Genomic DNA, 24,353 nt, shown 5'->3' on the forward strand with positions numbered 1-24,353 from the left:
CGAAACTTACGCCGCCGGCGTCGCCACCCCGCGCCCGAACGTGATCGCACGCACGATCTGCACGATCCCGAGCACGATCAGGCTGATGCCGGCCAGGATGAACAGCACGACGATCCCCCACAGCGGGCTGAACAGCAGCACGATGCCCGCGACGATGCTCAGGATGCCGAAGAAGATCGACCAGCCGCGCGAGGTCGAGTCGCCGAGCTGGGCGAGCGCGACCACGCCCTCCACGATCCACGCGATGCCGACCAGGATGCCGATGAAGGCCGCGAGGAAGGTCGTGGTTCCCGCGAGGTTGGCGAACGCCACGATCGCGGCGATCACGAGCAGGACGCCGAAGATGATGTCGAGCGCGCGAGCTCCGCCGCCGATCCCCTTGGCGAAGATGCCGATGCCGAGGTAGGCGATCCCGGAGACGAGCAGCGAGATCGCGATCAGCACTGTGAGCCCGACGGCCGCGGTCTTCGGCCAGAAGACGATGATGATGCCGATGATGAGGGCGACGGCTCCGCTGATCCCGAGTGCGACGCGCACGCTGTTGATGACAGCCGGGGTGAGGTCTCTGCCGTTGACGGAGAACGACGCGAAGGCGGACGGCTGGGAGTTGGACATCGACTGGATCCTTCTGGTGGGAACGGACGAACGTCTTCGGACGCTATCGCTGCCGCGCACACGGTGTCTAGGGTCCTCGGACCCCTCGCGTAACACGCGCCGCCGGCCTCGGCCTGGCCGCCGTCGGCTCGCGGACGCGCGTCAGTAGTCCTCGCGCCCCTCGCCGAGCACCGCGAGGGTGTCCTGGTCGAGCGCCCAGTCGCGCAGCGCCCTCTCGAGCTGCCTGCGCGTCCACTCCGGCGTGACGTCGGTGTCGGCGAGCCGTTCGAGCCGATCGAGGCGTTCTGCCGCCGTTCCTACGAGATCGTCCATGGTTGGGTCCTCCTGGCGTCGATCCTGAACCTCGGGCGCCGGCGGTGCAAGAGCGGGTGGTGCATCCGCGCATACCGACCGGTCTGATCGGCCGCTACCGCGACGGCCGCCGCGTCTCAAGTGCCCTTCGTGACCTCGCAGAGGGTACGGACGGGAGGTCCAGAACCGTCTCGTAACGTCGCCGGATGCCCGCGGTCGGAACAGGCCGGCACCCCCGCCGGCCCTGTCGCGGGCGACGGAAAGGATCCACGTGAAGAACACCATCCAGAACACCTCCGCACACAGCACCACCGCACACAGCACCACCGCGCGCACCGCCTTCGGCGCCCGTCGCCTGGTGATCGGCGCCGCCTCCGTCGTGGCAGCTGGGGCGCTCATCGGCGTGGGGGCGCAGGGAGCCTTCGCGGCGACCGGCGACACCGGTGCGTCCGGTTCCGGTTCGGCGTCCGTGTCCGCTTCGACGTCGCTCGGCGGCGACGCGCACGGGTTCTCGCTGGCCGGTCAGGCCCATGCGCTGTTCGACGGCCACCTCAACGGCGCCAAGGCGCAGCAGCTCGCCAAGCGGATCGTCTCGGATACCGCCGTCTTCTCGCTGCTCCCCGACAGCCTGCAGAGCGACCTGAAGACGCTCGCCGGCGCGTCCGCCCAGGACCGCACGGCCGACGCGAAGAAGATCGTGTCGACCGCGCTCTCGGGAGGCTACGGCAGCGCCATCCAGAAGCTCGCGACCCAGTTGAAGGGCGACGGCCACGGCCTCGATCTGAAGGGCCTGGACCTGAAGGGCCTCGACCTCGACGGCCTCCTCCAGGGCCTGCGCGGCGGCGATCTGGGCTCCGGCTCGACGGCGCAGCTCGGTACGGACGCCGCGGGAGTGGCCTCCGCCGTCACGGGCGACAGCCAGCTCGCGGCGAAGCTTCCCGACGCGCTGCGCAGCGATCTGTCGCAGCTCGCCTCGGCGCCGGCCGCCGACCGCACCGCCGACGTGCAGCGGATCGCGACCACGGCGCTCTCGGGCGGCTACGGCGCGCAGGTCCAGCAGGTCGCCGACCAGGTCGAGCAGGCGGTGACCGCCGCGCACTGACGCTGCACCCCAGCTATCGCGTCCTTACTTCCTCCCGCGACTCGCCGAGCGCGACCGGGAGGAAGTGAGGGCGCGTTGCTGTTTCGCGGGGGATCCGTCGTGGGAGGGATGCGGCGACGTGCTGCGCGGGCGCATGATTCGAGCATGTAGCTCAGGAGGATCATCGCCGCGGTGGCCGCCTACGCGCTCTTCGCGGGCGGTCTCGCGACGCTCTACGTCGTCGTGCAGCAGGACGGCAGGCACGCCGTCGAGGACGCGCCCCGCGCCCTCCTCTCCGCGGGCGCGACCACGGCGACCTCGACGGACCCGGGCGCGGGCCGGCCCGGCGGTTTCGACCTCGACAACTACCTCGGCACGTTCTGGGTGACCTACGACGCCGCCGGGAGGCCGACCGCCGGGAACGGCTACCTCGGCGGTTCGCTCGCCCAAGTGCCGCGCGGGGTCCTGCAGACGGCCCAGGCCACGGGTGAGGACGCCGTGACCTGGCAGCCCCAGCAGGGCCTCCGGTTCGCGATCGTGGCGCAGCCGCTCGGCGACGGCTCCATCGTCGCCGGCCAGTCGCTCCGGCCGACCGAGGAGAGGGCGAGTCGCACGCTGTTCATCATCGCGGGTGCACTCGTCGCGGGCTTGTTCGTGGTCGGCGCCGCTGTCGCCGCCGATGCGCTCGTGGCCCGGCGGCGTCCGTTCAGCGGCGCTTGACGCCGTACCGGTGCTCCGGCCGGCCGGTGGCGCCGTAGCGGAGCTCGAGTTTGAGCACATCGCTCTGCTCCAACTGGGTGAGCGCGCGCTGCGCCGTCGTGCGGCTGATCCCGATCGCGCTCGCGACGTCGTTGGCCGACAGGCTCCCCTGGCTCGCCGCGACGGCGTCGTAGACCGATTGCAGCGTCGGCGCGAGTCGGCGCAGCGCGTCCGCCTGGGTCGGTGTTCCGGGCCGCAGGAGGTCGAAGATCCGGTCGATGTCGTGCTGGGTCGCCTCGGTGGGCAATCCGTTCAGGTCGTCGTACGCCCTCCGGAACGCCGTCAGGCGTTCGGCGAGCTGCGCGAAGCCGAACGGCTTGACCAGGTAGTGCAGCGCACCGAGCTGCACTGCCTGCCGCACGGTCGCGACGTCGTTGGCGGCGGAGATCACGATGACCGCCGGGGCCGACGGCCCTGCCAGCAGCTGCCGCACGACCTGGAGGCCGTCGCCGTCCGGCAGGTAGATGTCCATGAGCACCAGGTCGGGGCGCAGCTCCCCGGCGAGCCGGAGGGCGTCGGCCGCGCTGTGCGCCTGGCCGGCCACGCGGAAGCCGGGGACGGCGTCCACGAACCCCACGTGCACCGATGCGACCCGGTAGTCGTCGTCGACCACGAGCACGGTGAGCGAGGGAGAGGTGCCGGCGTCGCTCATCGTGCATCCTCGATCGACCGGGCGGCCGTCGTCGCCGTCGCCGTCGCCCGCGGCAGCACCACCGTGAACACCGCTCCGGGGCCGCCCGACACGCTCACGCTCCCGCCCAGCTTGGTCGCCGTCGAGTGCACGAGCGACAGCCCGAGCCCGCTGTGCCGCACGAGGGAGCCGCGTTTCGTCGAGTAGCCGCTCTCGAAGATCCGGGGCAGCTCGGCGCTCGGGACGCCCGGCCCGGTGTCGGCGACGCGCACCGTGACCGACTCGCGCGTCTCGACGACGCTCACGACCGTCTGCCGCGGGCCCGGCGCGCCGGCGAGCGCGTCGAAGGCGTTGTCGATCAGGTTGCCCAGCACCGTCGTCAGCGCCTGCACGCGCTCCGGCGCCTCCCCGAGGTCCGTGTCCGGTGCGATGACCAGGTCGATGCCGCGCTCGTTGGCCTCAGCCGCTTTGCCGAGCAGCAGGCCGACGATCATCGGCGAGGCGATGTGCGTGCGCAGGGTCGCGTCCAGGTCGGCCGTCGTTCCGCGGATCTCGTTCAGGTAGTCCAGCGCCTCCTGCGTCCTGCCCAGCTCCAGCAGCCCGGAGACGGCGTGCATGCGGTTGGAGAACTCGTGCTGCTGCGCGCGGATGGACTCGCTGAAGCTGCGCTCGCCGTCGAGCTCTCGGGTGAGTCCGGTGAGTTCCGTGCGGTCCTGGAGGGTGAACACGGCGCCGTGCTGGCGGACGCCGATCTTCACGGGCATCCGGTTGATGACCAGGATGTGGTCGTCGGTGAGCGCGATGGCGTCTTTGACCTCGCTCGTGCCGGTCAGGGTGTCACGGATGGGGCCGGCGACGAGCACGTCCTTCAACAGCCTGCCCCGCGCACCCTCCGGTAGGCGCAGCAGCCGCTGGGCCTCGTCGTTGACGACCGTGATTCGGCCGGCCGGGTCGATCGCGATGACACCCTCCCGGATGCCGTGCAGGGTGGCCTCCCGCTCCTGCAGCAGCCGGGCGATCTCGTCGAGCTCGAGCCCGAACGTGCGGCGCTTCAGGAGGCTCGCGAGCGCGAACGACGCGAGCGCGCCGATCGCCAGCGCGAGCACGAACCAGGCGCCGTAGGCGGGCAGCTCGGAGAGCAGCTCGCTCGCGACGGAGCTCTCGCGGATGCCGACCGACACCTCCCCGACGACGCGGTCGGAGTCCGGCGCGAAGAGCGGGACGCGCGCGTTGGCGTTGAGGCCCGTCGCACCTTGGTCGGTGCCGAGGTGCACCTTGCCGTCGGCGGCGACCAGCGGCTCCTCCACCTTCTTGCCGATCAGTGCAGCGTCGGGGTGCGAGTGGCGCACGCGGTTCGTGTCGATGACGACGACGTAGGCCGCTCCCGTGCGGTTCGCGGTCTGCGTTGCGAGGTCCTGAACCGTGCTGGTGCAGCCGGTGCCGCCGCTCGTCATGCAGTTCTGGATGTCGGGGATGCCGGCGAAGGTCTGCGCGATGGCGGCGGCGCGCGCCTGGTAGTCGGCGTCGAGGTTGGCGCGGGCGGTCTGGGCGAGGAGCAGGAAGCCGATCAGCATCGAGGCGGCAAGGATCGCCAGTTGAGCCAGCAGTATCTGGCTCGAAAGTCGTCTGATCCGTCGTCGCATCACCCGAGATTGTGTCATCCGCGGCTGGTGACCGCATGCGCGCAGAACGCCCAAAAGCTGCGACAACGCACACAACCGGATGAATCGCCCTCAAGCGAGACAGGCGCCGTGCGCTCGGCGAGCATCGATCTCCAACGGGCACCGGAGGTCGAACCACCTTCCCGGCCCGCAACGGAAAGACAGAGAGGTCTTGACTCATGGGTGAACACCGACCCCGCAGCGCGCCAGGCGCCGCCCCCGCGGCGGACGAGGCGGCGCGCATCGACATCGTCGGACTGACGAAACGCTTCCTGACGCCGAAAGGCGACACCTTCACCGCGATCCGCGACGTGACGCTCACGGTCGAGCCCGGCCAGTTCTGCGCCATCGTCGGCCCGACCGGCTGCGGCAAGTCGACGACGCTGGCACAGGTCTCCGGGCTCGAGCGGCCGAGCGCCGGGTCCGTCAGCGTCGGCGGCCGCATCGTCGACGGGATCACGAGCGGCGTGAGCTACATGTTCCAGGCCGACTCGCTGTTCCCGTGGAAGACGGTGCTCGCCAACGTGATGATCGGCCCGATCCTCATCGGCACGCCCAAGAAGGAGGCGACAGCGCTGGCGCTCGACTGGCTGCGCCGGGTCGGCCTCGCCGGGTTCGAGGATCGCTACCCGCACCAGCTGTCGGGCGGCATGCGCAAGCGCGTCGCGATGGCGGCGGCGCTCATCAACAACCCGCGCATCCTGCTGATGGACGAGCCGTTCGGAGCACTCGACGTGCAGACCAAGGCGATCATGCAGACCGAGCTGCTGACCCTGTGGGAGGAGCTGCGGCCCTCCGTGCTCTTCATCACCCACGACCTCGACGAGGCCGTCGCCCTCTCCGATCGCGTGGTGATCATGACCAGCAGCCCGGGAACCGTCAAGGACGTCTTCGACATCGACCTCCCGCGGCCGCGCGGCGACGTGCAGGAGATCCGGCACGAGCAGCGGTTCATCGAGCTGCAGGGGCGCATCTGGGAGTCCCTGCGCGACGAAGTGACCAGAGCGTACGAGCAGACGGCAGGAGCGGCGGCGTGACCACCATGACCATTGCAGAGAACCTCACCCCCAGCACCGCAGAGCGGGAGATCGAACTCAAGGCCTCCGCCCGGCGCACACACCGTCGCCGCACCGCCTGGGTGTGGACGGGGCGCGTGGCCGTCGCCGTCGTCGTGATCGGCGGCTGGCAGTGGTTCACCTCGGCCGGCTGGGTCGACAAGTTCTTCTACGGCCAGCCCTCCGGCATCTGGGACAGCCTGGTGCACCTGTTCACGCAGGGCACCGCGTTCGGGACGATCTGGGAGAACCTGTGGATCACCGTCCAGGAGGCCTTCCTCGGCTTCCTGCTCGGTACCGCGCTGGGTGTCGTCTTCGGCATCCTGCTCGGCTCCAACCGCTACCTCGCGTCCGTGTTCGGCCCGTACATCAAGGTCGTCAACTCCATCCCGCGCATCGTGCTCGGCTCCATCTTCATCGTCGCCTTCGGGCTGGGGGTCTTCCCGAAGGTGCTGCTGGCGGCGGTGCTGGTCTTCTTCGTCGTCTTCTTCAACGCCTTCCAGGGCGTGCGGGAGGTCGACCAGAACCTGATCGCGAACGTGCGCGTGCTCGGCGCGTCGCCGTTCCAGGTCGCGCGGCACGTGACCATCCCGTCGGCGATGACCTGGATCATCGCGAGCCTCCACACCGCGTTCGGCTTCGCCATCATCGGCGCCCTGGTCGCCGAGGTGCTCGGCGCCCAGCACGGCATCGGACTGATCATCAGCCAGGCGCAGGGCAACTTCGACCCGAACACGGTCTTCGCCTGCATGGTGATCGTCGCCGTGGTCACGCTCGTGGCCGAGTACCTCATCACCTTCCTCGAGAAGTCCCTCCTCAAGTGGCGTCCGCCGAGCCGCTCAGAGGCTCAGGCGATCTAGCCTCCCGACCTGCAATGAAGCAGAGCCGGCCTCGCGCCGGCACGACGAAAGGAACACATCCCATGAAGAAGCGCAGCATCGCAGCCATCGCGGCGGCGGGCATCGTGGCCCTCGGCCTGGCGGCCTGCAGCGGCGGGGGAGGCGGCACCGCGGCCGCCGGCGGCTCCGGCTCGGGCTCCGGCTCGCTTCCGACCGTCAAGATGATGGTCGGCGGCATCGACAAGCAGATCTACCTCCCGTACCAGCTCGCCCAGAGCCTCGGCTACTACAAGAAGTACGGCATCAACATGGAGCTGTCGACCGAGCAGAACGGCGGGGTGGGCGCAGAAGACGCCATGGCCTCCGGCCAGGTCGACCTCGCGGGCGCCTGGTACATCCACACCGTGGACTTCCAGTCCAAGGGCAAGGACGTCGTCAATCTGGTGCAGCTGTCGGGCGCGCCGGGCGAGCGGGTCATGTGCAACCCGAAGAGCAACGTCTCGTCGGCGGCCGACTTCAAGGGCAAGAACATGGGCGTCACCGACCTCGGCTCGGGCACCGACGAGCTGACCCAGTTCCTCGCCGCCAAGCAGGGCATCGACAAGAAGCAGTACAACACCATCGCCGTGCACGCCGGTTCCACCGCCATCGCCGCCATCCAGCGCGGCAGCGCCGACTGCGTGATGACGACGCAGCCGACCGTCGGGGCGCTCACCTCTCAGAAGCTCGCCACCTCGGCGGTCGACCTGGCCACCACGAAGGGCGCGACCAAGGCGCTCGGCGGCGCCTGGCCGGCAGCGGGTCTTCTCGCGCAGGCCAGCTGGGTGAAGGCCCACGGCGACGAGGCCCAGAAGGTCGTCGACGCCCTCGTCGCGACCATGCACTGGATCGCGAGCCACTCGGCCGCCGACATCGCGAACAAGCTGCCGCAGGACTTCGTGCAGAACAGCACCATCACCAAGCAGCAGTACATCGACGGGCTGACCACCGACAAGGGCCAGTTCCTGCCCGACGGCATCATGCCCGCCGGCGGCCCGAAGGTCATCTTCGACATGGAGAAGACCATCGGCGTCGACACCTCGAAGGTGAAGATCTCCGACACCTTCACGAACACGTACGCCGAGGCGGCGAACAAGCTGGAGGGCTACCAGACCACGACGACGCCCGCCGGCGCGGACGGCTGAGCCCCTCCGCCCGCTACCGCGAGAACCAGCCCGCCCACGTGCATCCAGCCATCCACCGCACGTGGGCGGGCTTTCGCGTCCCGCCCACAAGATTCGTCACGAATGTGCACTTTCGTGGCACGAATCGCGACATTCGTCACGAATGTGCGCGCTGTCAGCGGCGTGTGGCGCGGATGCGTTCCAGTGCCCCGCGGCGCAGGCGCTCGTGCTCGACCACCTCGAGGCCGGCGGCCTCCACTTCGGCGCGGTGCCGACGGGTGAGGTGCTCGCCCTGCAGCGGGATGGTGAACCGCTCGATCAGCCACTGCCCCGCGTAGACGAGCGCGCGATCGCTGCGCGTGTGGTCGACGAGGACGACAGAGCCGCCAGGACGCACCACTCGCGCCATCTCAGCGAGGGCGACCTCCGGGCGCGGGATGGAGCACAGTGCCAGCGCGCACACGACCGTGTCGAACTCCGCGTCGCCGAAGGTCAGCGCCTCGGCATCGCCCTCGCGCAATTCGGCGCGGATTCCGGCATCGTCCGCCCTCGCCCGCGCGATGGCCAGCATCTCCGGGCTCAGATCGATGCCCACGAGCTCGATCCCGGCGGGATAGTACGGGAGGTCGCGCCCGGTGCCGACCGCGACCTCGAGCACCCGCCCACTCGCTCGCGCGCCCACCCACTCACGGCTGCCATCGAGCATGGTCCGCTCGGCCCGCTCGACCTTGCGGTCGTAGCCCGCGGCTTGGCGCCGCCAGGCGCGCCGCTGGCGGAGGGTCTCCTTGGAGCTGCTCGAGGGCGTGTCGGTCACGCGGCCATTCTGGCCCGGGCCTGGGCGATGCGGAAAAAATACAAGTAAAATTGAAAATGCTAGATTGTTCTCGTCGAAATCAGCCATTCGCAAAGGAGAGAATGATCATGTCTATTCGTAAGCTGCTCGCCGGCAGCACCGCAGCTGCCGCTTTGATGATCGGCGTCGTCGTCGACACCAGCGAAGCGCCGGAAGTGGCGGCGGTCGAGTGCGTTCAGAACGTCACCAAATGGCAGGCGTACAACAAGTGTGCCGGTGTTCCGGCACGCCACTGGGATGCGATCAGGAACAGCACGCCGAGATACGGAAACTGGGCGACGGCGGGAAACTGGTCGGTCCAGTCCGCGTGTTGGCCCGACGTGGTCTCGTACGGCTACTCGCTGAAGGCGTAAGCAGTGCGTGCACGAGCAGCCGGCTGGGTGGCGGTCGCCGTCGCTGGAGCACTGATCTGCCTTGTCGGCTGCTCGGGCCCCGATGCGCCTCGACCTGAAGCGAGCCTGCTAGCGGTGACCGGCCCGTGGGCCTCGGACTTCCAGACCGCGTATGCGGACGCCAAGAGTGACTTCGAGCGTGAGGTACTGGCCGACGGTGAGATCACCGCGACCGAGTACGAGCAGTCTCGAAACCATGTCCGGTCGTGTCTGGCCGACTCCGGCCTCGGGATCGAGTGGGATGAGCGCGGCGGCTTCGCGCTCATCGCGAAGAACGGCCAGTACCCGGACGGATTCTTCGAGCGCTCCGACCCGATCCTCCGGGAATTCGAGTCGAAGTGGGCCGGATGGATACCCATTCTCTACGAGCAGGTCCGGCGCAACCCGCAGAAGCAGGATGAAGCCGCGCTTCAGATCACGTGCCTCAGGAACGCAGGACTCGTCGATGAGACCTACACGAAAGCCCAATGGCGACGGGACAACGAGAACGATGCGCTTCCCTTCGAACGCCGCAGCGGGCCGGCGACAGCATGCGAGCTCGACCCCCTCGGCCTCTGGTACTCGGGATGAGTCCGCGCGCACCCAAGCTGCGCTGGTCGATCGTCGGGATCGTCGCGATCGTGGCGGCGAGCGCCGCCGGGGCGGGTGTCGCCCTCGTGGTGCCCGTTCCCGAGCCGAGCGCGCTCTCGACGCCGCGCCCCGACACCATCGTCCCCGTGACCGAGAGGGCGTTCGCTGACGAGCGGCAGGCTCAGCTCCAGGTGAGCACCGGGCCTCTGGGCTCTGTCGTCGCACCTCGCCAGGGCCGGCTGACGGCGCTCACCTGTCGAAGCGGTGACCGGATCAGTTCGGGCACGACCTTCGCGACCATCGACGGAAGCCCGGTCGTCGCGCTGGCCACGGCGATCCCGCTCTGGCGCGAACTCGGCGCCGGTGACAAAGGCGACGATGTCCGCGCGCTGCAGACCGAGCTCGCGCGACTCGGGCAACCCGTTCAGGCCGACGGCGTCGTCGGCCGCGACACGATCCGAGCGGCGGGAGCGGTGCGCGGTGTGCAGCCTCCCGAGACGAACGACCTCACCGCCGTGAGTCCAGTCGACTTCGCATGGATCCCGGCGCACGAGGTGACCGTCGGCGAGTGCCCCGGAGTGGTCGGCGCGCCGGTGGAGGCGGGCGCCGTCCTCGTCGGGCTTCCGGTCCCCCTGGTGTCCGCCCGGTTGAGCACCTTTCCCGCGAACGCGGCCGAGGGCCGGCGAGTCCTCCGCGTCGGCTCGGTGTCGATACCTGTCTCGGGGGACGGCGCGGTGACCGACCCCGATGCGTTGGCGCGCATCGCATCCACACGCGAGTTCCTGGCGACGGGCGCGGGACCCAGTGAGGACAAGGCGATCCCCGTCCTGTGGTCTCTCGAAGATCCGGTTGCAGCGCTCGTGGTTCCGCCGTCTGCACTGTGGGACGTCGAAGACGGCAGCGCGTGCGTGCTGGCGGCCGATGACAGGGTTCTTCTCGTCACGGTTCTCGGGTCCGAGCTCGGACAGTCCTACGTGCGGGTCGCGGACGGGCGATCTCCGGATGCGGTGCGATCCGCTCCGCCGACAGGTCGCTCGTGCCGGTGACGTTCGAGGGGGTCTCCCATGAGTTTCATCAGGGGCGACCACTGTTCCGGCCGATCAGCCGCAGTTTCGCCGCGGGCACGATCACGGGTGTCGTCGGTCCGAGCGGGTGCGGAAAGTCCACGCTGCTCGCCATCGCTGCAGGGATGATCCGGCCGACGGTCGGCACGGTGACACGTTCGGGCGATCGCTGCGTCTGGGTCTTCCAGAACCCCCACGGGGTCGCGCGGCGATCGGCGTTGGACCATGTGAGTCTGCCTCTCGTGGCGGCCGGCCGCCGACGTCGAGAGGCAGACCTGGACGCGAAGCGGCTGCTCGCGGATTTCGGGCTGACGGACCGTGCCGACGTGCCGTTCTCGGCGCTCTCCGGTGGCGAGGCCCAGCGTCTGATGCTCGCCAGGGCGGTTGCGGCAGCGCCGGACCTGCTCCTGGTCGATGAGCCGACCGCGCAACTCGACCGGCCGATGGCGGCGCACGTGAACACGGTGATCGCGCGGCTGGCGAACGCTGGTGCGGCGGTCGTGATCGCCACACACGATGCCGATACCCGTCGTGCCTGCGACGAGGTCATCCACCTCGAGGGCCCGCGACCAGTCCCGACGGAGCGCGAGGGATGAGGCTTCGGGAGGCCCTCCGAGAGAGCTGGCGAGACGTCGCGAGCGGAGCCGGCCGCACAGTCCTCTTCGCACTGCTCTATGCCGCACTCGTCGGCGGAGTGGTCCTGGCCTCAGCCCTGTCGGCTGCGGCCGCCGTTCGTGACGCCCGGGCGTACGTGGCATCGGGCGCGGCCATCTTCGTGATGAAAGCGGCAGGCGGGATCGACGGTCGATCGTGCGATGCGATGTCGGCGCTCGTCAACGTCGTCGCGTCCGGCGCAGTGCGCGAAGAGATCGAGGGCGTCGCGTCCGCGCGGCTTCCGCAGACCCCGATCTCGCTGTTCGAGGTGTCGGATGGATTCTCCGACCTGCTGGAAAGCGTTGGCGACCCGCGGAGCGGCGGTCTCGGCCTGTCTCAGGAGGTGGCCGACACGTTGGGGCTGCAACCGGGAGACCAGCTGGAGACGACGAGGGGGGCCACGAAGGTCGCATCGGTCTTCGACTATCCGGACGACGGCCGCGATCCGCTGCTCGCATTCGCGGCGATCGGGCGGGCACCACAGGCCGCGTCGGCCTTCGATCAGTGCTGGGCGTCGATCTGGCCCCACGACGAGAAAGCGGTCGCTGCGCTCGGGCGCACAGTGCTCGCTGGTCCGACCGAGAGCGGGGAGCGTCCGACGCTCGTCCAGCTGAACCAGACCCGTGGTTCGCAGTTCATCGCCGGGACGACATTCGATCACACGGTCGCCGGGCCGCTCGCCGCCGCCGCCGGTGGGCTGCTCGGAGCCGCCTTCGTGATCCGGCGTCGGCTCGCTCTCGCCTCCGACCGCCATGTCGGCGTCGCGCGGGCCGCCCAGGTCGTGTCCCAGACCGCACAAGTGTTGCTCTGGGTGGTCGTGGGCGCCCTCGCATCGCTTGCGCTGGTGCTGGTCGCGGTGCGGCTTCCGATCGACGACAGAATGCCGATCGTCCAGCAGAGCGTGGTCCTCCTCGCGGCAGGTGGCGGTGCAGCCCTCGCGGCCGGTGCGGTGACCGTGTGTGCCATCCGCGACAGCGCACTCTTCCGCTACTTCAAGAATCGCTGAGACAGCGCCGATCCACCCCGTCACCCCACCCGCACCAACGTCGACTGCCACCCCGTCGACCCGTTCGGGGCGATCGGGGTGCGGCGCTCCTCCTGCAGCCGGCCGTCGCGGTCCGTCGCGCGCACGGCCAGGGTGTGGCTGCCCGCGGTCGCGTTCCAGTCGAGCGACCATTGCACCCAGGTGTCGGTGTTGATCGCCGCGGCGAGGGTGGCCTCCTGCCAGGCGCCGCCGTCGATCTGCACTTCCACCTTGGCGATGCCGACCGTCTGCGCCCAGACCACGCCCGCGATCTTCGTCGGGCCCGCCGCGAGCGGCCTGTCGATGCGTGGGGTGTCGATGCGGCTGGACAGCTTGATCGGGGCCTTCGGGCTGTAGCCGCGGGGCGTCCAGTAGGCCTGGTCGGCGGCGAAGGTCGTGACCTTCAGCTCGGTCAGCCATTTCGTCGCGGAGACGTAGCCGTAGAGGCCGGGGACCACCATGCGCACCGGGAAGCCGTGCTCCAGCGGGAGCGGCTCTCCGTTCATCCCGACTGCGAGGATCGCGTCCCTGCCGGGGTCGGTCAGGGCCGAGAGCGGGGTGCTCGCGGTGAAGCCGTCGATGCTGCGCGACAGCACCATGTCGGCGCCGGACCGCGGGCGCGCGCGGGCCAGCACCTCCCGCACGGGGACGCCCAGCCAGCGGGCGTTTCCGACCAGGTTCCCGCCGACCTGGTTGGAGACGCAGGTGAGCGTGATCGCGTACTCGTCGACGCCCAGCGCAAGCAGGTCGTGGAAGCCCAGCTCGACGCGCTGCTCCACCAGTCCGTCGACGGTGAGCCGCCAGTCGGCCGGGTCGATCGTGGGAACCGTGAGCGCCGTGTCCACGCGATAGAAGTCGGCGTTGGGCGTGAAGAGCGGCGAGAGGTCCGGCAGACGCAGATCGGCGCCGGCGGGAACCGGGACGCGGGAGGCCGGTGACGGCAGCCGGAGCGCTGCGCGGACGGCGGCGATGGAGGAGGTCGCCGCCGATCCGACCCTGGCCCCGACTCCTGCCAGCAGAGCGACCGCCGCCCCGGCACCGGTCAGCAGCAGGAAGCGGCGGCGGTCGACGGCCGCCGTCGCGTCCGTGTGCTCCCGGGCACCCCGCCAGCGCCGCAGCGCACCCACCAGCAGGTGGAGGCTCGCGGCTCCTGCCAGTGCGCCGATCGCCGGAGGCAGGAAGGCCAGCGGGCTCGCATCGGCGCGCGTCACCGTCGCGGCGATCGCCGCCAGAGCCGCCGCCGCGAACAGGGCGACACCGGCCCACCGCTTCCACAGCTCGAGAATGCCCGCGACGGCCGCCGCCAGCAGCGCGGCGATGCCGACCGTGGAGATCAGGAAGAGCTTGTCGTTCGATCCGAAGAGCTCGATGGCGAGCTCCTTGGCCCAGCGCGGAACGATGTCGACCACGAACGATCCGACCGCGATCAGCGGGCTGGCGTCGCGGGCGACGACCAGGGCCACGAGATCGGCGACGGCGACGAAGAGCGCACCGCTCACCGCCCCGGCCAGCGCGGCCCAGCCTGCGGTGCCGAGAGTCCTTCTCCGAATGCTCACGTTTCCTGTTCGGTGCGGTGCGGCCGCTGGATTGGCTCCGACGGTCCGGGAACCGTTCCAATCCGATCGGCCGACCGGCCCGAAACCCTATTGTCGGCCGCGGAAGAGCGGCTACCCGATGCACCATCCAGCACTCTCTCGAAGGAGAAGAACATGCGATCCACCACACGTCTCGCTGCTGCCGGTATTCTCGCGGCCGCCGCACTCGCGCTCACGGCCTGCTCGTCGGGCGCCGGCTCGTCCTCCACCGACACCAGCTCGTCCATGCCGTCATCGTCTCCGTCGGCTTCGGCGTCGATGGACCCCGCCGCCGACCTGGTCGGCCCCGGCTGCGCCGCGTACGCCAAGCAGGTGCCGTCCGGTTCCGGCTCGGTGGCGGGCATGGCCCAGGACCCGGTCGCGACCGCGGCGAGCAACAATCCCCTGCTGACGACGCTCGTCGCGGCCGTGTCCGGCAAACTCAACGCCAAGGTGAACCTGGTCGACACGCTCAACGGCGGCCAGTTCACGGTGTTCGCGCCGGTGGATGACGCGTTCAAGAAGATCGACCCCGCCACCATCGACACCTTGAAGACCGATGCCGGCGCACCGACGCTGACCAGCATCCTGACGTATCACGTCGTCCCGGGGCAGATCGCGCCGAAGGACATCGTCGGCACTCACACGACCGTCGAGGGTGGAACCGTCACGGTGACCGGATCGGGAGACTCCCTGAAGGTCAACGACGCCAACGTGATCTGCGGCGGCGTGCACACCGCGAACGCGACCGTGTACCTCATCGACTCGGTCTTGATGCCTCCGGCGAAGTAACCGAAACAGACACCGAGGGGCACGTCGTTGTCACTTTCCGTGGGGGAGAGGCGACCATGACGTGCCCCTCGGCTTCGTGGGTGGACGGCTCCGAGGTCGCGGATGCGCCCTGCCCACCAGCCCCCACCCCCGTCTACACTCGGGTCTCGTGTCCAGGAAGCACCGCGACTCCCGTGACGCCCAGGCGGCGATCGACCGGTACGAGTACGTGCTCGCGACCGGGCAGCAGGACCAGGTGTACCGGGTGCATCAGGAGGCGTTCGCCGCACTGAGTGACGAGCAGCGGGCGGAGCTGCGGATGCGCCTCTCCGCCGAGATCGGCGAGGAGGCCGACAGTCCCGTCGACGAGCGCCCCGAGACGCTGGCGAGGGTGGCGACCGACCTGGAGGCCGCCCGGCCCGGCACCGTCCCGCGCGCACTCGGGCCGCTGCTCCCGGTCGTCGCCGGCCTGATCATGGCGTCTCCCGTGGCGATCGCGCTCTTCCCCTACGACTACGCGGCGGGCACGGAGCAGTGGGCGACAGGTGCCGAGGAGGACGGCGAGTTCTTCTGAGCCGGGAGCGGCTGCTCGGCGCCGATTGAGGGGTTCTCCTCAGCTCTCCGGCGTGAGCGGCGGAGGTTGCGGGTTGTCCCGCATACCCGCGCGCCGCCGCACGGAGCAGGGTGTCTCCCGGCGGCGCACGCCGTGCGCGGCGGCGTCGAAGCCCAGGTGGCGGAGCCGATTGACGGGCCACAACGCGTGCTGCTCGCGAGGCGGCGGGACCTCAGCCGTCTTGGCGGGCGCGGAACGCGACCATGTTCATGCGGTTGCCGCAGCGGACGCTGCAGAAGCGTTTCGAGCCGTTGCGGGAGAGGTCGAGCAGGAGGCCGTCGCAGTCGTCGGCTGCGCAGCTGCGCAGCCGGTCGTTCTCGTTCGATCGGATCACGTCGACGAGCGCGAGCGCGACCTCGACCCGGATGCGCTCCGCCAGCGGCGCCTCCAGCGAGGTCGCGTGCAGGTGCCAGTCGAAGCCGTCGTGCCGCATCAGGTAGGGGGAGGCGTGCGCATCGGCCAGCATCGCGTTGACTTCGCCCACGGCCTCGTCGCGCGGCAGAGTCCAGGCCCGGCGCAGGAGATCGCGGGTCTCGTGCACCTGCCGCAGCTCCTCCTCGTCTCCGTCGATCCGCCCCGAATACTGGTTCTCGTGCAGCAGGGCGACCAGGAGCTCGGGTGTGGCGAGCTCGTCCTCGCCGCTACGGGAGGCGCTCGGCACGGTGTTGCAGAGCTCGACCGCGAACCGCAGCGCCTCCTCTGTGTCAGGGGCAAAATGCAAGTTGACTCCTTACTCTGCCGAGTACTAGCGTCAGGATCATAACGCACGACACCCCTGACATCCCGAGCTCGACAGGCAGCATCCCATGGCCACCACCCACACCACCCGCGGTCTCATCGTCGCGGTGATCGCCGCGGCCTCCTTCGGCCTGTCCGGGGCGTTCATCAAGCCGCTGCTCGAGAGCGGCTGGTCGCCGGCGGCGGCGGTCAGCGCGCGGGTGCTGATCGGTGGCGCGGTGCTGGCGCCGTTCGCCGCGGTCGCGCTGCGCGGCCGGTGGAGCACGCTGTGGCGCGGTCGCTGGCGGGTGCTCGGGATGGCGCTGATCGGCGTCGCGGGCACCCAGGTGCTGTACTTCGCGGCGATCGAGCGCATCCCGGTGAGCACCGCCATCCTGATCGAGTACCTCGCACCTGTCGTGCTCGTGCTCCTCGTCTGGGCGCGCACCCGGCGCGCACCGCGCTGGATGGTCCTCGCCGGGTCCGGCGTCGCGATAGCCGGCCTGCTGCTCGTCGTCGCCCCCGGCGGGGGCCGCGGCCTCGACCCGGTCGGCGTGACGCTCGCGGTCACTGCGATGCTCGGCTGCGCCGGGTACTACGTGATCGCCGCGCGCCCGGCCGAGGGGCTCCCGCCGGTCGCGCTCGCGGCGGTCGGGCTCCTGCTCGGCGGCGTCGCGCTGCTCGCGGTCAGCGCCACCGGTCTGCTGCCGTTCGTCGTCAGCTTCCGCGATGTCGAGCTGTTCGGCGGCCCCGCACCGTGGTGGGTACCGCTCGCGGTCGTCGGCGTTCTGGCGACCGCGCTCGCCTACGCGGCCGGCATCACGGCGGCCGGCCTGCTCGGCTCGCGGCTGAGCTCGTTCGCCGGCCTGCTGGAGGTCGTGGCCGCGACCCTCTACGCGTGGCTGCTGCTGGGCGAGTCGCTCGGCGCCCTCCAACTCGTCGGCGGCGTGCTCATCCTCGCCGGCATCGCCCTCGTCCGAGCCGACCCCACCCCCGCACCCTCCCCCTCCGCGCGGCAGGAGCCGCCGAGGGGCACGTCGTTGTCCCTTTCGACCGCCGAAAGGGACACCAACGTGCCCCTCGGCTGAGGACACAGCGCGCGGGAGGGAGCGCGGGGGGCGCGCGTCAGCCGATGACGCGGCCACGGCCGGCGAAGGCGCCGACGGCCACGAGCAACAGCTGCAGCGTGATGACGACGACGAGTGCGGGAGTCCACGACCCGGTCGCATCGTGCAGCGCGCCGACCGCGATCGGCCCGGCCGCCGCGAACAGGTAGCCGACCGTCTGCGCCATCCCCGAGAGCGCTGCCGCCTGCGAGTGGTGGCTGGTGCGCAGGCCGAAGAACGACAGCGCGAGCACGATGCTCGCGCCGCCTGCTACGCCGGTCAGACTCGTCCAGACGCCCGACAGCTGCGGCGCGACCAGGATCCCGGCCGCGGACACGACGATGATCGCGGGCGCGACCATCGCGAGCAGCCGCTGATCGCGGAAGCGGGGGATGAGGAACGAGCAGCCGATGCTCCCCACGATGCCGAACCCGTTGAGGAACAGCTGGTGGAGACCGGCCTCGCCCGGGCTGATCCCTGCCGTCGTCTCGATCGACGGCAGCCAGGTGATGAAGACGTAGAACCCGACGGACTGCATCCCCATGAACGCGGTGACCTGCCAGCCGAGCGCCGACCGCCAGGGCGACCGCCAGCGGGTGTCGTCGAGGTCGCGCGCGCTCACGCTCACGTCGTCTTGCGCGCGCGAGACCACGGTGTGCCTGCGCAGTTGCGGGGCGAGCACGGCCAGCGCGATCACCGCGAGCACCGCCCACATCCCGAGCGGCAGCCGCCAGCCGAGCGCCGACATCCCCGCGACCGGCACGGCGATCCCCGCCGCGACGGCCGCGAAGATCGACTGCACCGCGGAGTACGACCCCGTGATCTGTCCGATGCGGGTCGGGAAGTCGCGCTTGACCAGGGCGGGGAGGACGACGTTGAGCACCGCGATCGCTGCGCCCAGCAGCGCCGTGCCGCCCCAGAGGAACGGGAGGCCCGGAAGTGACCGCAGCACCAGCCCGACGGTGAGCACGATGAGCCCCGACCCGAGCGCCCACTCCAGCCCGACCCGGCGGGCGAGCCGCGGGGCGAGCGGGGAGATCAGCGCGAACGCCAGCAGGGGGAGGCTCACGAGCACGGAAGCCGAGACCGAGTCGAGACCGAGATCGCGCTCGATGTCGGCGAGCAGGGGGCCGACCGTCGTGATGCCGGCGCGGAGGTTGCCGGCGACCAGCAGCAGGCCGATCAGCACGAGCGCTGGACTCAGCGTGCGGGCGGCGGAGGTGGTGCGCGAAGTCGCGAGGGCGCGGTCGTCGACGGTCATCAGGAGGTGTGCTTCCGGGCCGGGGCCGGGGCGGGGGCGGGGGCGCGAGTGATCGGCAGTTCGATGCCCTGCTTCTCGTTGACGAGTCGCACCGCGTGCGTCGCCGCCGCCTCCGCGGCGACGGGGTCTCTTGCCGCGACGGCCTCGACGATGGCGTCGTGCGCGTCGTCGATCGCACTGGGGCCGTTCGCGGCGGCGTCGGCGATCGCCCGGGTCGCGATGAGCGCCTGCTCGTTGCCGCCGACCCCGCGGTAGAGCTCCGCGAGCAGCGCGTTGCCCGAGGCCTCCAGCAGCACGCGGTGGAACTCGATGTCCGCGTCCTCGTATCCCGGGCCCCCGAGCTGTGCGATGCGCTCGGCTGCCGCGCCCTGCAGCCGTGCGAGCTGCTCCGGCGTCCGCCGGATCGCCGCGAGTCTGGCGGCCTCGCGCTCCAGCAGCAGCCGGACCTCGGCGACGTCGACCGCGCGCTCGTGGTCGAGGCGTCGCGCGAGCGTCGGTGCGACCTCGCTGGTCGCGAGCACGAAGGTGCCGTAGCCTGCGCGGGCGCCGAGGAGGCCGACGTGTACGAGCGACCGGAGGGCCTCCCGCACGCTGTTGCGGCTCACGCCGAGCTCGTGCGTGAGCTCGGCCTCCGTCGGGATGAGGGAGCCGACCGGGAACTCGCCGTCGGCGATTCGGCGGCGGAGCTGGTCGGCGACCTGCTCGGAGAGTGTCACGTTGGGGGAGATTCGGGTCACACTGCACCTTATCGCCGCAAAGTGCCAAATGTCCAACAAATACGGCAACGCCTCACCGCCGAAGGGCGCGTCGTTGTCCCTTTCGGCGGTCGAGGGGGACAACGACGTGCCCCTCGGCAGAGGGCGAGAGGGCGAGGGGGCGAGGGGGGCGAGCGGGCGGCCGGGCTAGCGGCCCTCGGCGTGGCCGGTGTCGAGCGCGTCGAGGGCCGCCAGGTCCTCCGCGGTCAGCTCGAAGTCGACGTCGGCGTTCTCGACGATGCGGCTCGGCGTCGTCGACTTGGGCAGCGGCAGGATGTCGCGCGACAGCAGATACCGGATGCTCACCTGGGCGACCGTCTTGCCGTACTTCTCGGCGATCGCCGCGATGTCGCTGTTGCGGATGAGCTTGCCGGTCGCGAGCGGTGAGTAGCCCTCCACCCGGATGTCGTGCTGCCGGCAGAACTCCGTCGTCTGCGGCTGGGTGTGGCCGACGAACCAGCGGATCTGGTTGGCGTGCGGCACGACGTCCGTCGCGGCGATGAGGTCCTCCAGGTCGTCGACGACGAAGTTGCTCACGCCGATCGCGCGGGTCTTGTCGGCGTCGTAGAGCTCCCCGAAGACCTTCCAGACCTCGATGTTGCCCGCGCGATGGTCGCTGCCGATGGCGGTCCACGGCCAGGGCGCGTGGATCAGGTAGAGGTCGACGGGCCCGAGGTCGAGCAGAGCGGTCGAGCGCTCGAACGCGTGCCGCGCGCCGGCGGCGTCCTTGACCTCCGCCGGGCACTTGGTGGTGATGAAGATCTCCTCGCGCGGGACGCCGCTGTCGCGCACCGCCCGGCCGACGCTCTCCTCGTTGCCGTAGGCCCGGGCGGTGTCGATGTGGCGGTATCCCGCGTCGAGCGCCGTCCGCACGGAGTCGTACGTCGCCGGTCCGTCGGGGATCTGCCAGGTTCCGAACCCGATCTGCGGGATCGTCACGCCGTTCGAGAGGGTGAAGGTGTCGGTCAGCGCCGGCATGGGGACTCCTTTTCTCCGGGGTACTTCGGGCCGGCGCTCATGGTAGACCTTGCTCCGAAGCACGGATACGCCCCGTAGTGACGGTGCGCCCGTGACCCCCTAGCCCACCACCTCCAGCCGCACCTCCACGCGCGGCGGCACGACGGCCGGGTGGGTGCCCGCCATCGCCTCCAGCACGCGCACGACCTGGCACGAGTAGCCGTACTCGTTGTCGTACCAGACGTAGAGCACGAGGTTGGTCTCGTCGGCGATGGTCGCGAGGCCGTCGACGATGCCCGCGCGGTGGGAGCCGACGAAGTCGCTGGAGACGACCTCCGGCGACTCGACGTAGTCGATCTGCTGGCGCAGGCGCGAGTGCAGGGAGACGCGGCGCAGGTAGTCGTTGACCTGCTCCTTGGTCGCGGACCACTCCAGGGTGAGGTTGAGGATCGCGAGCGAGACGTCCGGGGTGGGGACGCGAATGCTGGAGCCCGTGAGCTTTCCGGCGAGCTGCGGGAGCGCCTTGGCGACGGCCTTCGCCGCGCCCGTCTCGGTGATCACCATGTTCAGCACGGCGGAGCGGCCGCGGCGGTCGCCCTTGTGGAAGTTGTCGGTGAGGTTCTGGTCGTTCGTGAACGAGTGGACCGTCTCGACGTGGCCGCGCACGATCCCGTAGGCCTCGTCGACGGCCTTCAGCACCGGGGTGATCGCGTTGGTGGTGCAGGAGGCGGCGGACAGGATGCGGTCGTCGTCGGCGATGGTGTCGTCGTTGATGCCGTGGACGATGTTCTTCAGCGGCGTCTTGCCGGGCGCCGTCAGCAGCACGCGCGCCACACCGGGGCTGCTCAGGTGCTGGGCGAGTCCGGCTTCGTCGCGCCACCTTCCGGTGTTGTCGACGATGATCGCGTCGCGGATCCCGTAGCCGACGTAGTCGATTCCCGCCGGGTCGTCGGAGTAGATCACCTGGATGCGGGTGCCGTTGGCGATGAGCACGTCGTTCTCGGTGTCGACCGTGACCGCGCCGGGGAACGGCCCGTGCACCGAGTCGCGCGCGAGGAGGCTCGCGCGCTTGTGGAGGTCGTTGTCCGACCCGCGCCGCACGACGATCGCCCGCAGGCGGAGGCCGTTGCCGTTGCCCGCGTGGGTGATCAGGATGCGCGCGAGGAGCCGGCCGATGCGCCCGAAGCCGTAGAGCACGACGTCCGTCGGGCCGGCGGCGTACGCCGGGTGGGCCGCGTCGATCTCCGCCCGCAGCCGCGCGGCGACGGCGTCGCCCTCGAGGCCGCGCACCGACATGGCGAGTCGGGCGACATCGACGGAGGCCGGCTCGGGTTCGATCGCGAGCAGCGCAGCGAGCACCGTCGCCGTCTCCTCCAGCGTGAGCTCCTCGTGGCCCAGCTCGCGCGCGCGGTCGTGAACCGAGATGACGCCGGTGGCCGACAGGTTGATGAGCCGATGGCCGTGGATGGAGGTGACGACTCCGTGGTCGCGGTAGAGCCGACCGATGAGCGGGATCAGCTGCTCGGCGCGCTCCTCCCGGGCGACCCACGCCGCGCGGTGGGACTCGAAGGCGTGCGGGTGGTCGGTGTTGAAGGCGGTCACGCTCGGTACTCGGGATCCTTCTGCGTCGGTGAACGCGTCGGCGGGGTGCGGTGCGGGGATGGTCGCGAGAGCAGCCTATTTGCCGGTGGGCGCAAGATTCGTGGAATCGACGTGGAAAGAATCCCGGTTCTTGCGCGGGTGGGAAGAACGACTATTCACACCTCGTGCGGATGAATGCCAGAACCTCCACTTGTTTGACCGCTGAATCGTCGGTCCTTAACATCGGTGTAGGACGTCGTCGCTGCTGCCCTCGCGACGACGTCTCGGCGCGACGGCGCCGGCGCGGGTCCCCGCAACACGTACCCGACCCGCGCCCGCGACCTCCCGGTCGCCGCACCACTCTCGAGGGATCATGCTCGACCTGAGGATCGAAGTCGTCGCCCGCAACGAACTGGGAGCGATCGTCGCGCTCGTCACCCCGCACGGCGTCGTCGACGCCCAGTCGGCGTCGTCGCAGATCGCCCGCGGCGAGGCCAGCTACGTCACCGGACCCGACTCGTACTCCCGGGTGCCCGTGCGGTCGATCTCCGCTACGGGAGGCGCCTACCTCTACGCCAATTGGGACGGCACCCAGCGCAACAACCTCCACGACCTCGCCGCCGTGCGCGTCCGCACGCAGCCGGCCGCCGAGGTGGGCGATGCGCTCGCGACCACCTGGTCGACGCGGCGCGGGCGGGTCGCCGCGCTCTGGGGCCGGCTGCGTGCCGGCGTGCGCGCGGGCACCGGCGCCTAGGGCGTGCCTGACAAAGGTGGGTGTGCCTACCGACACGCGATCATTTACCGCGGAGCAGACCTCCTCAACGCCCTCATCGCCTGGACTCGACGCTTGACGAGGGCGCTCTAGGCGCCCGTGGCGGCGTTGCGCAATTCCGTCCCCGTGCGCACGAGGACCAGCCCATCAGCCTTGAGCTCCTCAGGCACAGTATCGGCCTGTCCTTCCCTGATGGTGCAGACGGGTCCCCCGACTGGCAGGATCACCCAATCGCCGGCGACTGCGGCGTCGAAGATCACGTCCCAGGCGAGAACGCCATCAATGTGGTTGAACATCAATCCGTCCAACGGCACATCGCTTGCCCCGTACACCGCTGCCGAGCCATCAGCAGTCACAACATTCTCACCGCGTGCGTCGAGCAAGGGTGCCAAAATGCACTGCCCAACGGACTCGCTGCGGTCTGCGGGGACAGTCGAGAAGTCCTGTAGATAGACGTCGAAGCTCACGTTGTCATCTTGGTCGAAGTCGACCTCGCATTAGTGCCCACCATTGTCAGACACGCTCAGACCGCGCGCACCGGCAGCTTCGTGTCGTCCTGGTGGTACAGGAACTCCTCGAGCGGGTAGGGCTTGTGCCCGATCGCGGCCGCGATCGCCAGCTGGCCGATCACCGTCTCGACGACCGAGCGCTCGAAGTGGCCGAGCCCGGCGGGCACCGTCACGATCGTGAGCCCGGGGTGACCCGACGACGGGACCTCCTCGGCCGACGCGGAAGTGACGAGCACGACGCGCACCCCCGCATCGAGCACGGAGGACGGGATGGTCGTCTCGCGCCCGTCGCCGAACAGCACGAGCACATCGTCGCTCGACAGCACCTCCATCGGGCCGTGCAGGTACTGGTAGGTCTCGAACGCGCTGCTCGGCGTGCGCAGACCCTCGCGCACCATGAGCGAGAGCTCGGAGGCCGCGGCGAGCGACGAGCCCCTCCCCACGACGTCGATGCTCGTCGCCTGCGCGAGCACCCCGCCGACCGTCTCTGCGATCGACGCGTAGTCGCGGAGGGCGTCGGCGGCGCGGCCGGGGAGCCGTGCGGCCTCCGCGCCGGCGTCGAGCGCCCCGACGCGGTCGAGGAGCAGGGCGTAGGCGAGGATCGTCGCGGTGTAGCCGCTCGTGTAGACCGGGGAGTCCGGGAAGCCGCCGAGACCGAGCACGATGTCGGTCGCCTCCCGGATCGGCTGGTCGGGGAAGTTCGTGACGCCGATCCGCGACCCCTGCGGGAGGACGGCAGCGGCGGCGAGCGGCTCGGGGCTCCGGCCCGACTCGGACACGATGATCGCGTGCTCGGCGCGGACGACGGCCAGCCCGTCCGCCACATCCGAGGCGATCACGGCGGTGGCGGGCCGCCCGGTCTCCGCGAGCGCGGCGACCGGAACGTGCGCCGAGTTGAGGGAGGCGCCCATCGCGACGATGGCGACGCTCTCGTCCGCGCCCCAGCCGGGGAGCGCCGCGGCGTCGAGCTCGCGCGCGACGGTCTCGAGGGCGAGCTGCAGGTTGGCGGGCTGGGCGTTCATGGCGTCGATGAAGGATGCGGTGGGTTCCATGGTCGTCTTTCTCGATGAGAGGGTCGGGTTCGG

General features: G+C 70.3%; 27 protein-coding genes. 14 read left to right on the forward strand and 13 right to left on the reverse strand.

Annotated elements, in window-relative coordinates; translation table 11 throughout:
- Window positions 1-6 precede the first annotated feature (6 nt).
- Together JNB50_RS04440 and JNB50_RS04445 are read right to left on the reverse strand one after the other, a co-directional pair.
- Window positions 7-615: an HdeD family acid-resistance protein gene (locus JNB50_RS04440; RefSeq protein WP_208038870.1), complete on the reverse strand. Its 609-nt coding sequence runs from the start codon at window positions 613-615 to the stop codon at window positions 7-9.
- A 141-nt stretch (window positions 616-756) separates the two neighbouring features.
- On the reverse strand, window positions 757-927 hold the full coding sequence (locus tag JNB50_RS04445) for a hypothetical protein (protein ID WP_208038871.1): 171 nt from the start codon (window positions 925-927) through the stop codon (window positions 757-759).
- Window positions 928-1,177: 250 nt separating this feature from the next.
- On the opposite strand from JNB50_RS04445, the gene JNB50_RS04450 reads away from it, so the two are divergent.
- Together JNB50_RS04450 and JNB50_RS04455 are read left to right on the forward strand one after the other, a co-directional pair.
- Window positions 1,178-2,008, forward strand: coding sequence for a hypothetical protein (locus tag JNB50_RS04450; protein WP_208038872.1), 831 nt, complete (start codon window positions 1,178-1,180; stop codon window positions 2,006-2,008).
- Window positions 2,009-2,179: 171 nt separating this feature from the next.
- On the forward strand, window positions 2,180-2,707 hold the full coding sequence (locus JNB50_RS04455; protein WP_208038873.1) for a hypothetical protein: 528 nt from the start codon (window positions 2,180-2,182) through the stop codon (window positions 2,705-2,707).
- Here the strand turns inward: JNB50_RS04455 and JNB50_RS04460 are convergent.
- Both JNB50_RS04460 and JNB50_RS04465 read right to left on the reverse strand, forming a co-directional pair.
- Window positions 2,694-3,398: a response regulator gene (locus tag JNB50_RS04460; protein WP_208038874.1), complete on the reverse strand. Its 705-nt coding sequence runs from the start codon at window positions 3,396-3,398 to the stop codon at window positions 2,694-2,696. The genes JNB50_RS04455 and JNB50_RS04460 overlap by 14 nt on opposite strands.
- A complete protein-coding gene (locus JNB50_RS04465) occupies window positions 3,395-5,020 on the reverse strand; it encodes a sensor histidine kinase (RefSeq protein ID WP_208038875.1) in 1,626 nt (541 codons plus the stop codon). The genes JNB50_RS04460 and JNB50_RS04465 overlap by 4 nt, the downstream gene beginning before the upstream one ends.
- 197 nt (window positions 5,021-5,217) lie before the next feature.
- Here JNB50_RS04465 and JNB50_RS04470 point away from each other — a divergent pair, with 197 nt between their 5' ends.
- From JNB50_RS04470 to JNB50_RS04480, 3 genes are all read left to right on the forward strand, one after another.
- Window positions 5,218-6,075, forward strand: coding sequence for an ABC transporter ATP-binding protein (locus JNB50_RS04470; RefSeq protein ID WP_208038876.1), 858 nt, complete (start codon window positions 5,218-5,220; stop codon window positions 6,073-6,075).
- Between the two features lie 5 nt (window positions 6,076-6,080).
- On the forward strand, window positions 6,081-6,953 hold the full coding sequence (locus tag JNB50_RS04475; RefSeq protein ID WP_243768052.1) for an ABC transporter permease: 873 nt from the start codon (window positions 6,081-6,083) through the stop codon (window positions 6,951-6,953).
- A 62-nt stretch (window positions 6,954-7,015) separates the two neighbouring features.
- Window positions 7,016-8,116, forward strand: coding sequence for an ABC transporter substrate-binding protein (locus tag JNB50_RS04480; protein ID WP_208038878.1), 1,101 nt, complete (start codon window positions 7,016-7,018; stop codon window positions 8,114-8,116).
- Window positions 8,117-8,270: 154 nt separating this feature from the next.
- Here the strand turns inward: JNB50_RS04480 and JNB50_RS04485 are convergent, their stop codons facing one another.
- Entirely contained in the window at window positions 8,271-8,909 is a 639-nt protein-coding gene (locus JNB50_RS04485; protein WP_307794597.1) for a class I SAM-dependent methyltransferase, read from the reverse strand.
- 107 nt (window positions 8,910-9,016) lie between these two features.
- On the opposite strand from JNB50_RS04485, the gene JNB50_RS04490 reads away from it, so the two are divergent.
- The 5 genes from JNB50_RS04490 to JNB50_RS04510 are packed head-to-tail and all read left to right on the forward strand — an operon-like array spanning window position 9,017 to window position 12,634.
- Window positions 9,017-9,301 carry a hypothetical protein gene (locus tag JNB50_RS04490; RefSeq protein WP_208038879.1) on the forward strand — a complete coding sequence of 95 codons (285 nt, stop codon included), beginning with the start codon at window positions 9,017-9,019 and terminating at the stop codon, window positions 9,299-9,301.
- A gap of 27 nt (window positions 9,302-9,328) precedes the next feature.
- On the forward strand, window positions 9,329-9,910 hold the full coding sequence (locus JNB50_RS04495; protein ID WP_208038880.1) for a hypothetical protein: 582 nt from the start codon (window positions 9,329-9,331) through the stop codon (window positions 9,908-9,910).
- Window positions 9,907-10,956 (forward strand): peptidoglycan-binding protein, encoded by a 1,050-nt coding sequence (locus JNB50_RS04500; RefSeq protein WP_208038881.1) that lies wholly within the window; start codon window positions 9,907-9,909, stop codon window positions 10,954-10,956. The genes JNB50_RS04495 and JNB50_RS04500 overlap by 4 nt, the downstream gene beginning before the upstream one ends.
- Window positions 10,953-11,570: an ATP-binding cassette domain-containing protein gene (locus tag JNB50_RS04505; protein ID WP_307794598.1), complete on the forward strand. Its 618-nt coding sequence runs from the start codon at window positions 10,953-10,955 to the stop codon at window positions 11,568-11,570. The genes JNB50_RS04500 and JNB50_RS04505 overlap by 4 nt, the downstream gene beginning before the upstream one ends.
- Window positions 11,567-12,634 (forward strand): hypothetical protein, encoded by a 1,068-nt coding sequence (locus tag JNB50_RS04510; RefSeq protein WP_208038883.1) that lies wholly within the window; start codon window positions 11,567-11,569, stop codon window positions 12,632-12,634. Before JNB50_RS04505 ends, JNB50_RS04510 begins: the two co-directional genes overlap by 4 nt.
- Window positions 12,635-12,654: 20 nt before the next feature.
- Here the strand turns inward: JNB50_RS04510 and JNB50_RS04515 are convergent, their stop codons facing one another.
- The gene (locus JNB50_RS04515) at window positions 12,655-14,208 is read right to left on the reverse strand and encodes a molybdopterin-dependent oxidoreductase (protein ID WP_208038884.1); all 1,554 of its coding nucleotides are present in this window, start codon (window positions 14,206-14,208) and stop codon (window positions 12,655-12,657) included.
- Window positions 14,209-14,361: 153 nt separating this feature from the next.
- On the opposite strand from JNB50_RS04515, the gene JNB50_RS04520 reads away from it, so the two are divergent.
- Both JNB50_RS04520 and JNB50_RS04525 read left to right on the forward strand, forming a co-directional pair.
- On the forward strand, window positions 14,362-15,018 hold the full coding sequence (locus JNB50_RS04520) for a fasciclin domain-containing protein (protein ID WP_208038885.1): 657 nt from the start codon (window positions 14,362-14,364) through the stop codon (window positions 15,016-15,018).
- Between the two features lie 148 nt (window positions 15,019-15,166).
- Entirely contained in the window at window positions 15,167-15,571 is a 405-nt protein-coding gene (locus JNB50_RS04525; RefSeq protein ID WP_208038886.1) for a hypothetical protein, read from the forward strand.
- Window positions 15,572-15,782: 211 nt separating this feature from the next.
- Here JNB50_RS04525 and JNB50_RS04530 read toward each other — a convergent pair whose 3' ends face one another.
- Entirely contained in the window at window positions 15,783-16,331 is a 549-nt protein-coding gene (locus JNB50_RS04530; protein ID WP_208038887.1) for a CGNR zinc finger domain-containing protein, read from the reverse strand.
- 85 nt (window positions 16,332-16,416) lie between these two features.
- On the opposite strand from JNB50_RS04530, the gene JNB50_RS04535 reads away from it, so the two are divergent.
- Entirely contained in the window at window positions 16,417-17,415 is a 999-nt protein-coding gene (locus JNB50_RS04535) for a DMT family transporter (RefSeq protein ID WP_208038888.1), read from the forward strand.
- Window positions 17,416-17,452: 37 nt separating this feature from the next.
- Here the strand turns inward: JNB50_RS04535 and JNB50_RS04540 are convergent, their stop codons facing one another.
- From JNB50_RS04540 to JNB50_RS04555, 4 genes are all read right to left on the reverse strand, one after another.
- Window positions 17,453-18,694: an MFS transporter gene (locus tag JNB50_RS04540; RefSeq protein ID WP_208038889.1), complete on the reverse strand. Its 1,242-nt coding sequence runs from the start codon at window positions 18,692-18,694 to the stop codon at window positions 17,453-17,455.
- Entirely contained in the window at window positions 18,694-19,431 is a 738-nt protein-coding gene (locus JNB50_RS04545) for a FadR/GntR family transcriptional regulator (protein ID WP_208038890.1), read from the reverse strand. Before JNB50_RS04545 ends, JNB50_RS04540 begins: the two co-directional genes overlap by 1 nt.
- 165 nt (window positions 19,432-19,596) lie before the next feature.
- Complete coding sequence (locus tag JNB50_RS04550; protein ID WP_208038891.1) at window positions 19,597-20,427, reverse strand: aldo/keto reductase; 831 nt, start codon at window positions 20,425-20,427, stop codon at window positions 19,597-19,599.
- A gap of 99 nt (window positions 20,428-20,526) precedes the next feature.
- Window positions 20,527-22,008 carry a glyceraldehyde-3-phosphate dehydrogenase gene (locus tag JNB50_RS04555; RefSeq protein WP_208038892.1) on the reverse strand — a complete coding sequence of 494 codons (1,482 nt, stop codon included), beginning with the start codon at window positions 22,006-22,008 and terminating at the stop codon, window positions 20,527-20,529.
- A gap of 352 nt (window positions 22,009-22,360) precedes the next feature.
- Here JNB50_RS04555 and JNB50_RS04560 point away from each other — a divergent pair, with 352 nt between their 5' ends.
- Window positions 22,361-22,741 (forward strand): hypothetical protein, encoded by a 381-nt coding sequence (locus JNB50_RS04560; protein ID WP_208038893.1) that lies wholly within the window; start codon window positions 22,361-22,363, stop codon window positions 22,739-22,741.
- Window positions 22,742-22,848: 107 nt separating this feature from the next.
- Here the strand turns inward: JNB50_RS04560 and JNB50_RS04565 are convergent, their stop codons facing one another.
- A complete protein-coding gene (locus tag JNB50_RS04565) occupies window positions 22,849-23,226 on the reverse strand; it encodes a hypothetical protein (protein WP_208038894.1) in 378 nt (125 codons plus the stop codon).
- Window positions 23,227-23,282: 56 nt separating this feature from the next.
- A complete protein-coding gene (locus tag JNB50_RS04570; RefSeq protein WP_208038895.1) occupies window positions 23,283-24,320 on the reverse strand; it encodes an SIS domain-containing protein in 1,038 nt (345 codons plus the stop codon).
- Window positions 24,321-24,353: the final 33 nt, after the last annotated feature.

Source organism: Leifsonia sp. TF02-11, assembly GCF_017565305.1.
Taxonomy (GTDB): domain Bacteria; phylum Actinomycetota; class Actinomycetes; order Actinomycetales; family Microbacteriaceae; genus Leifsonia.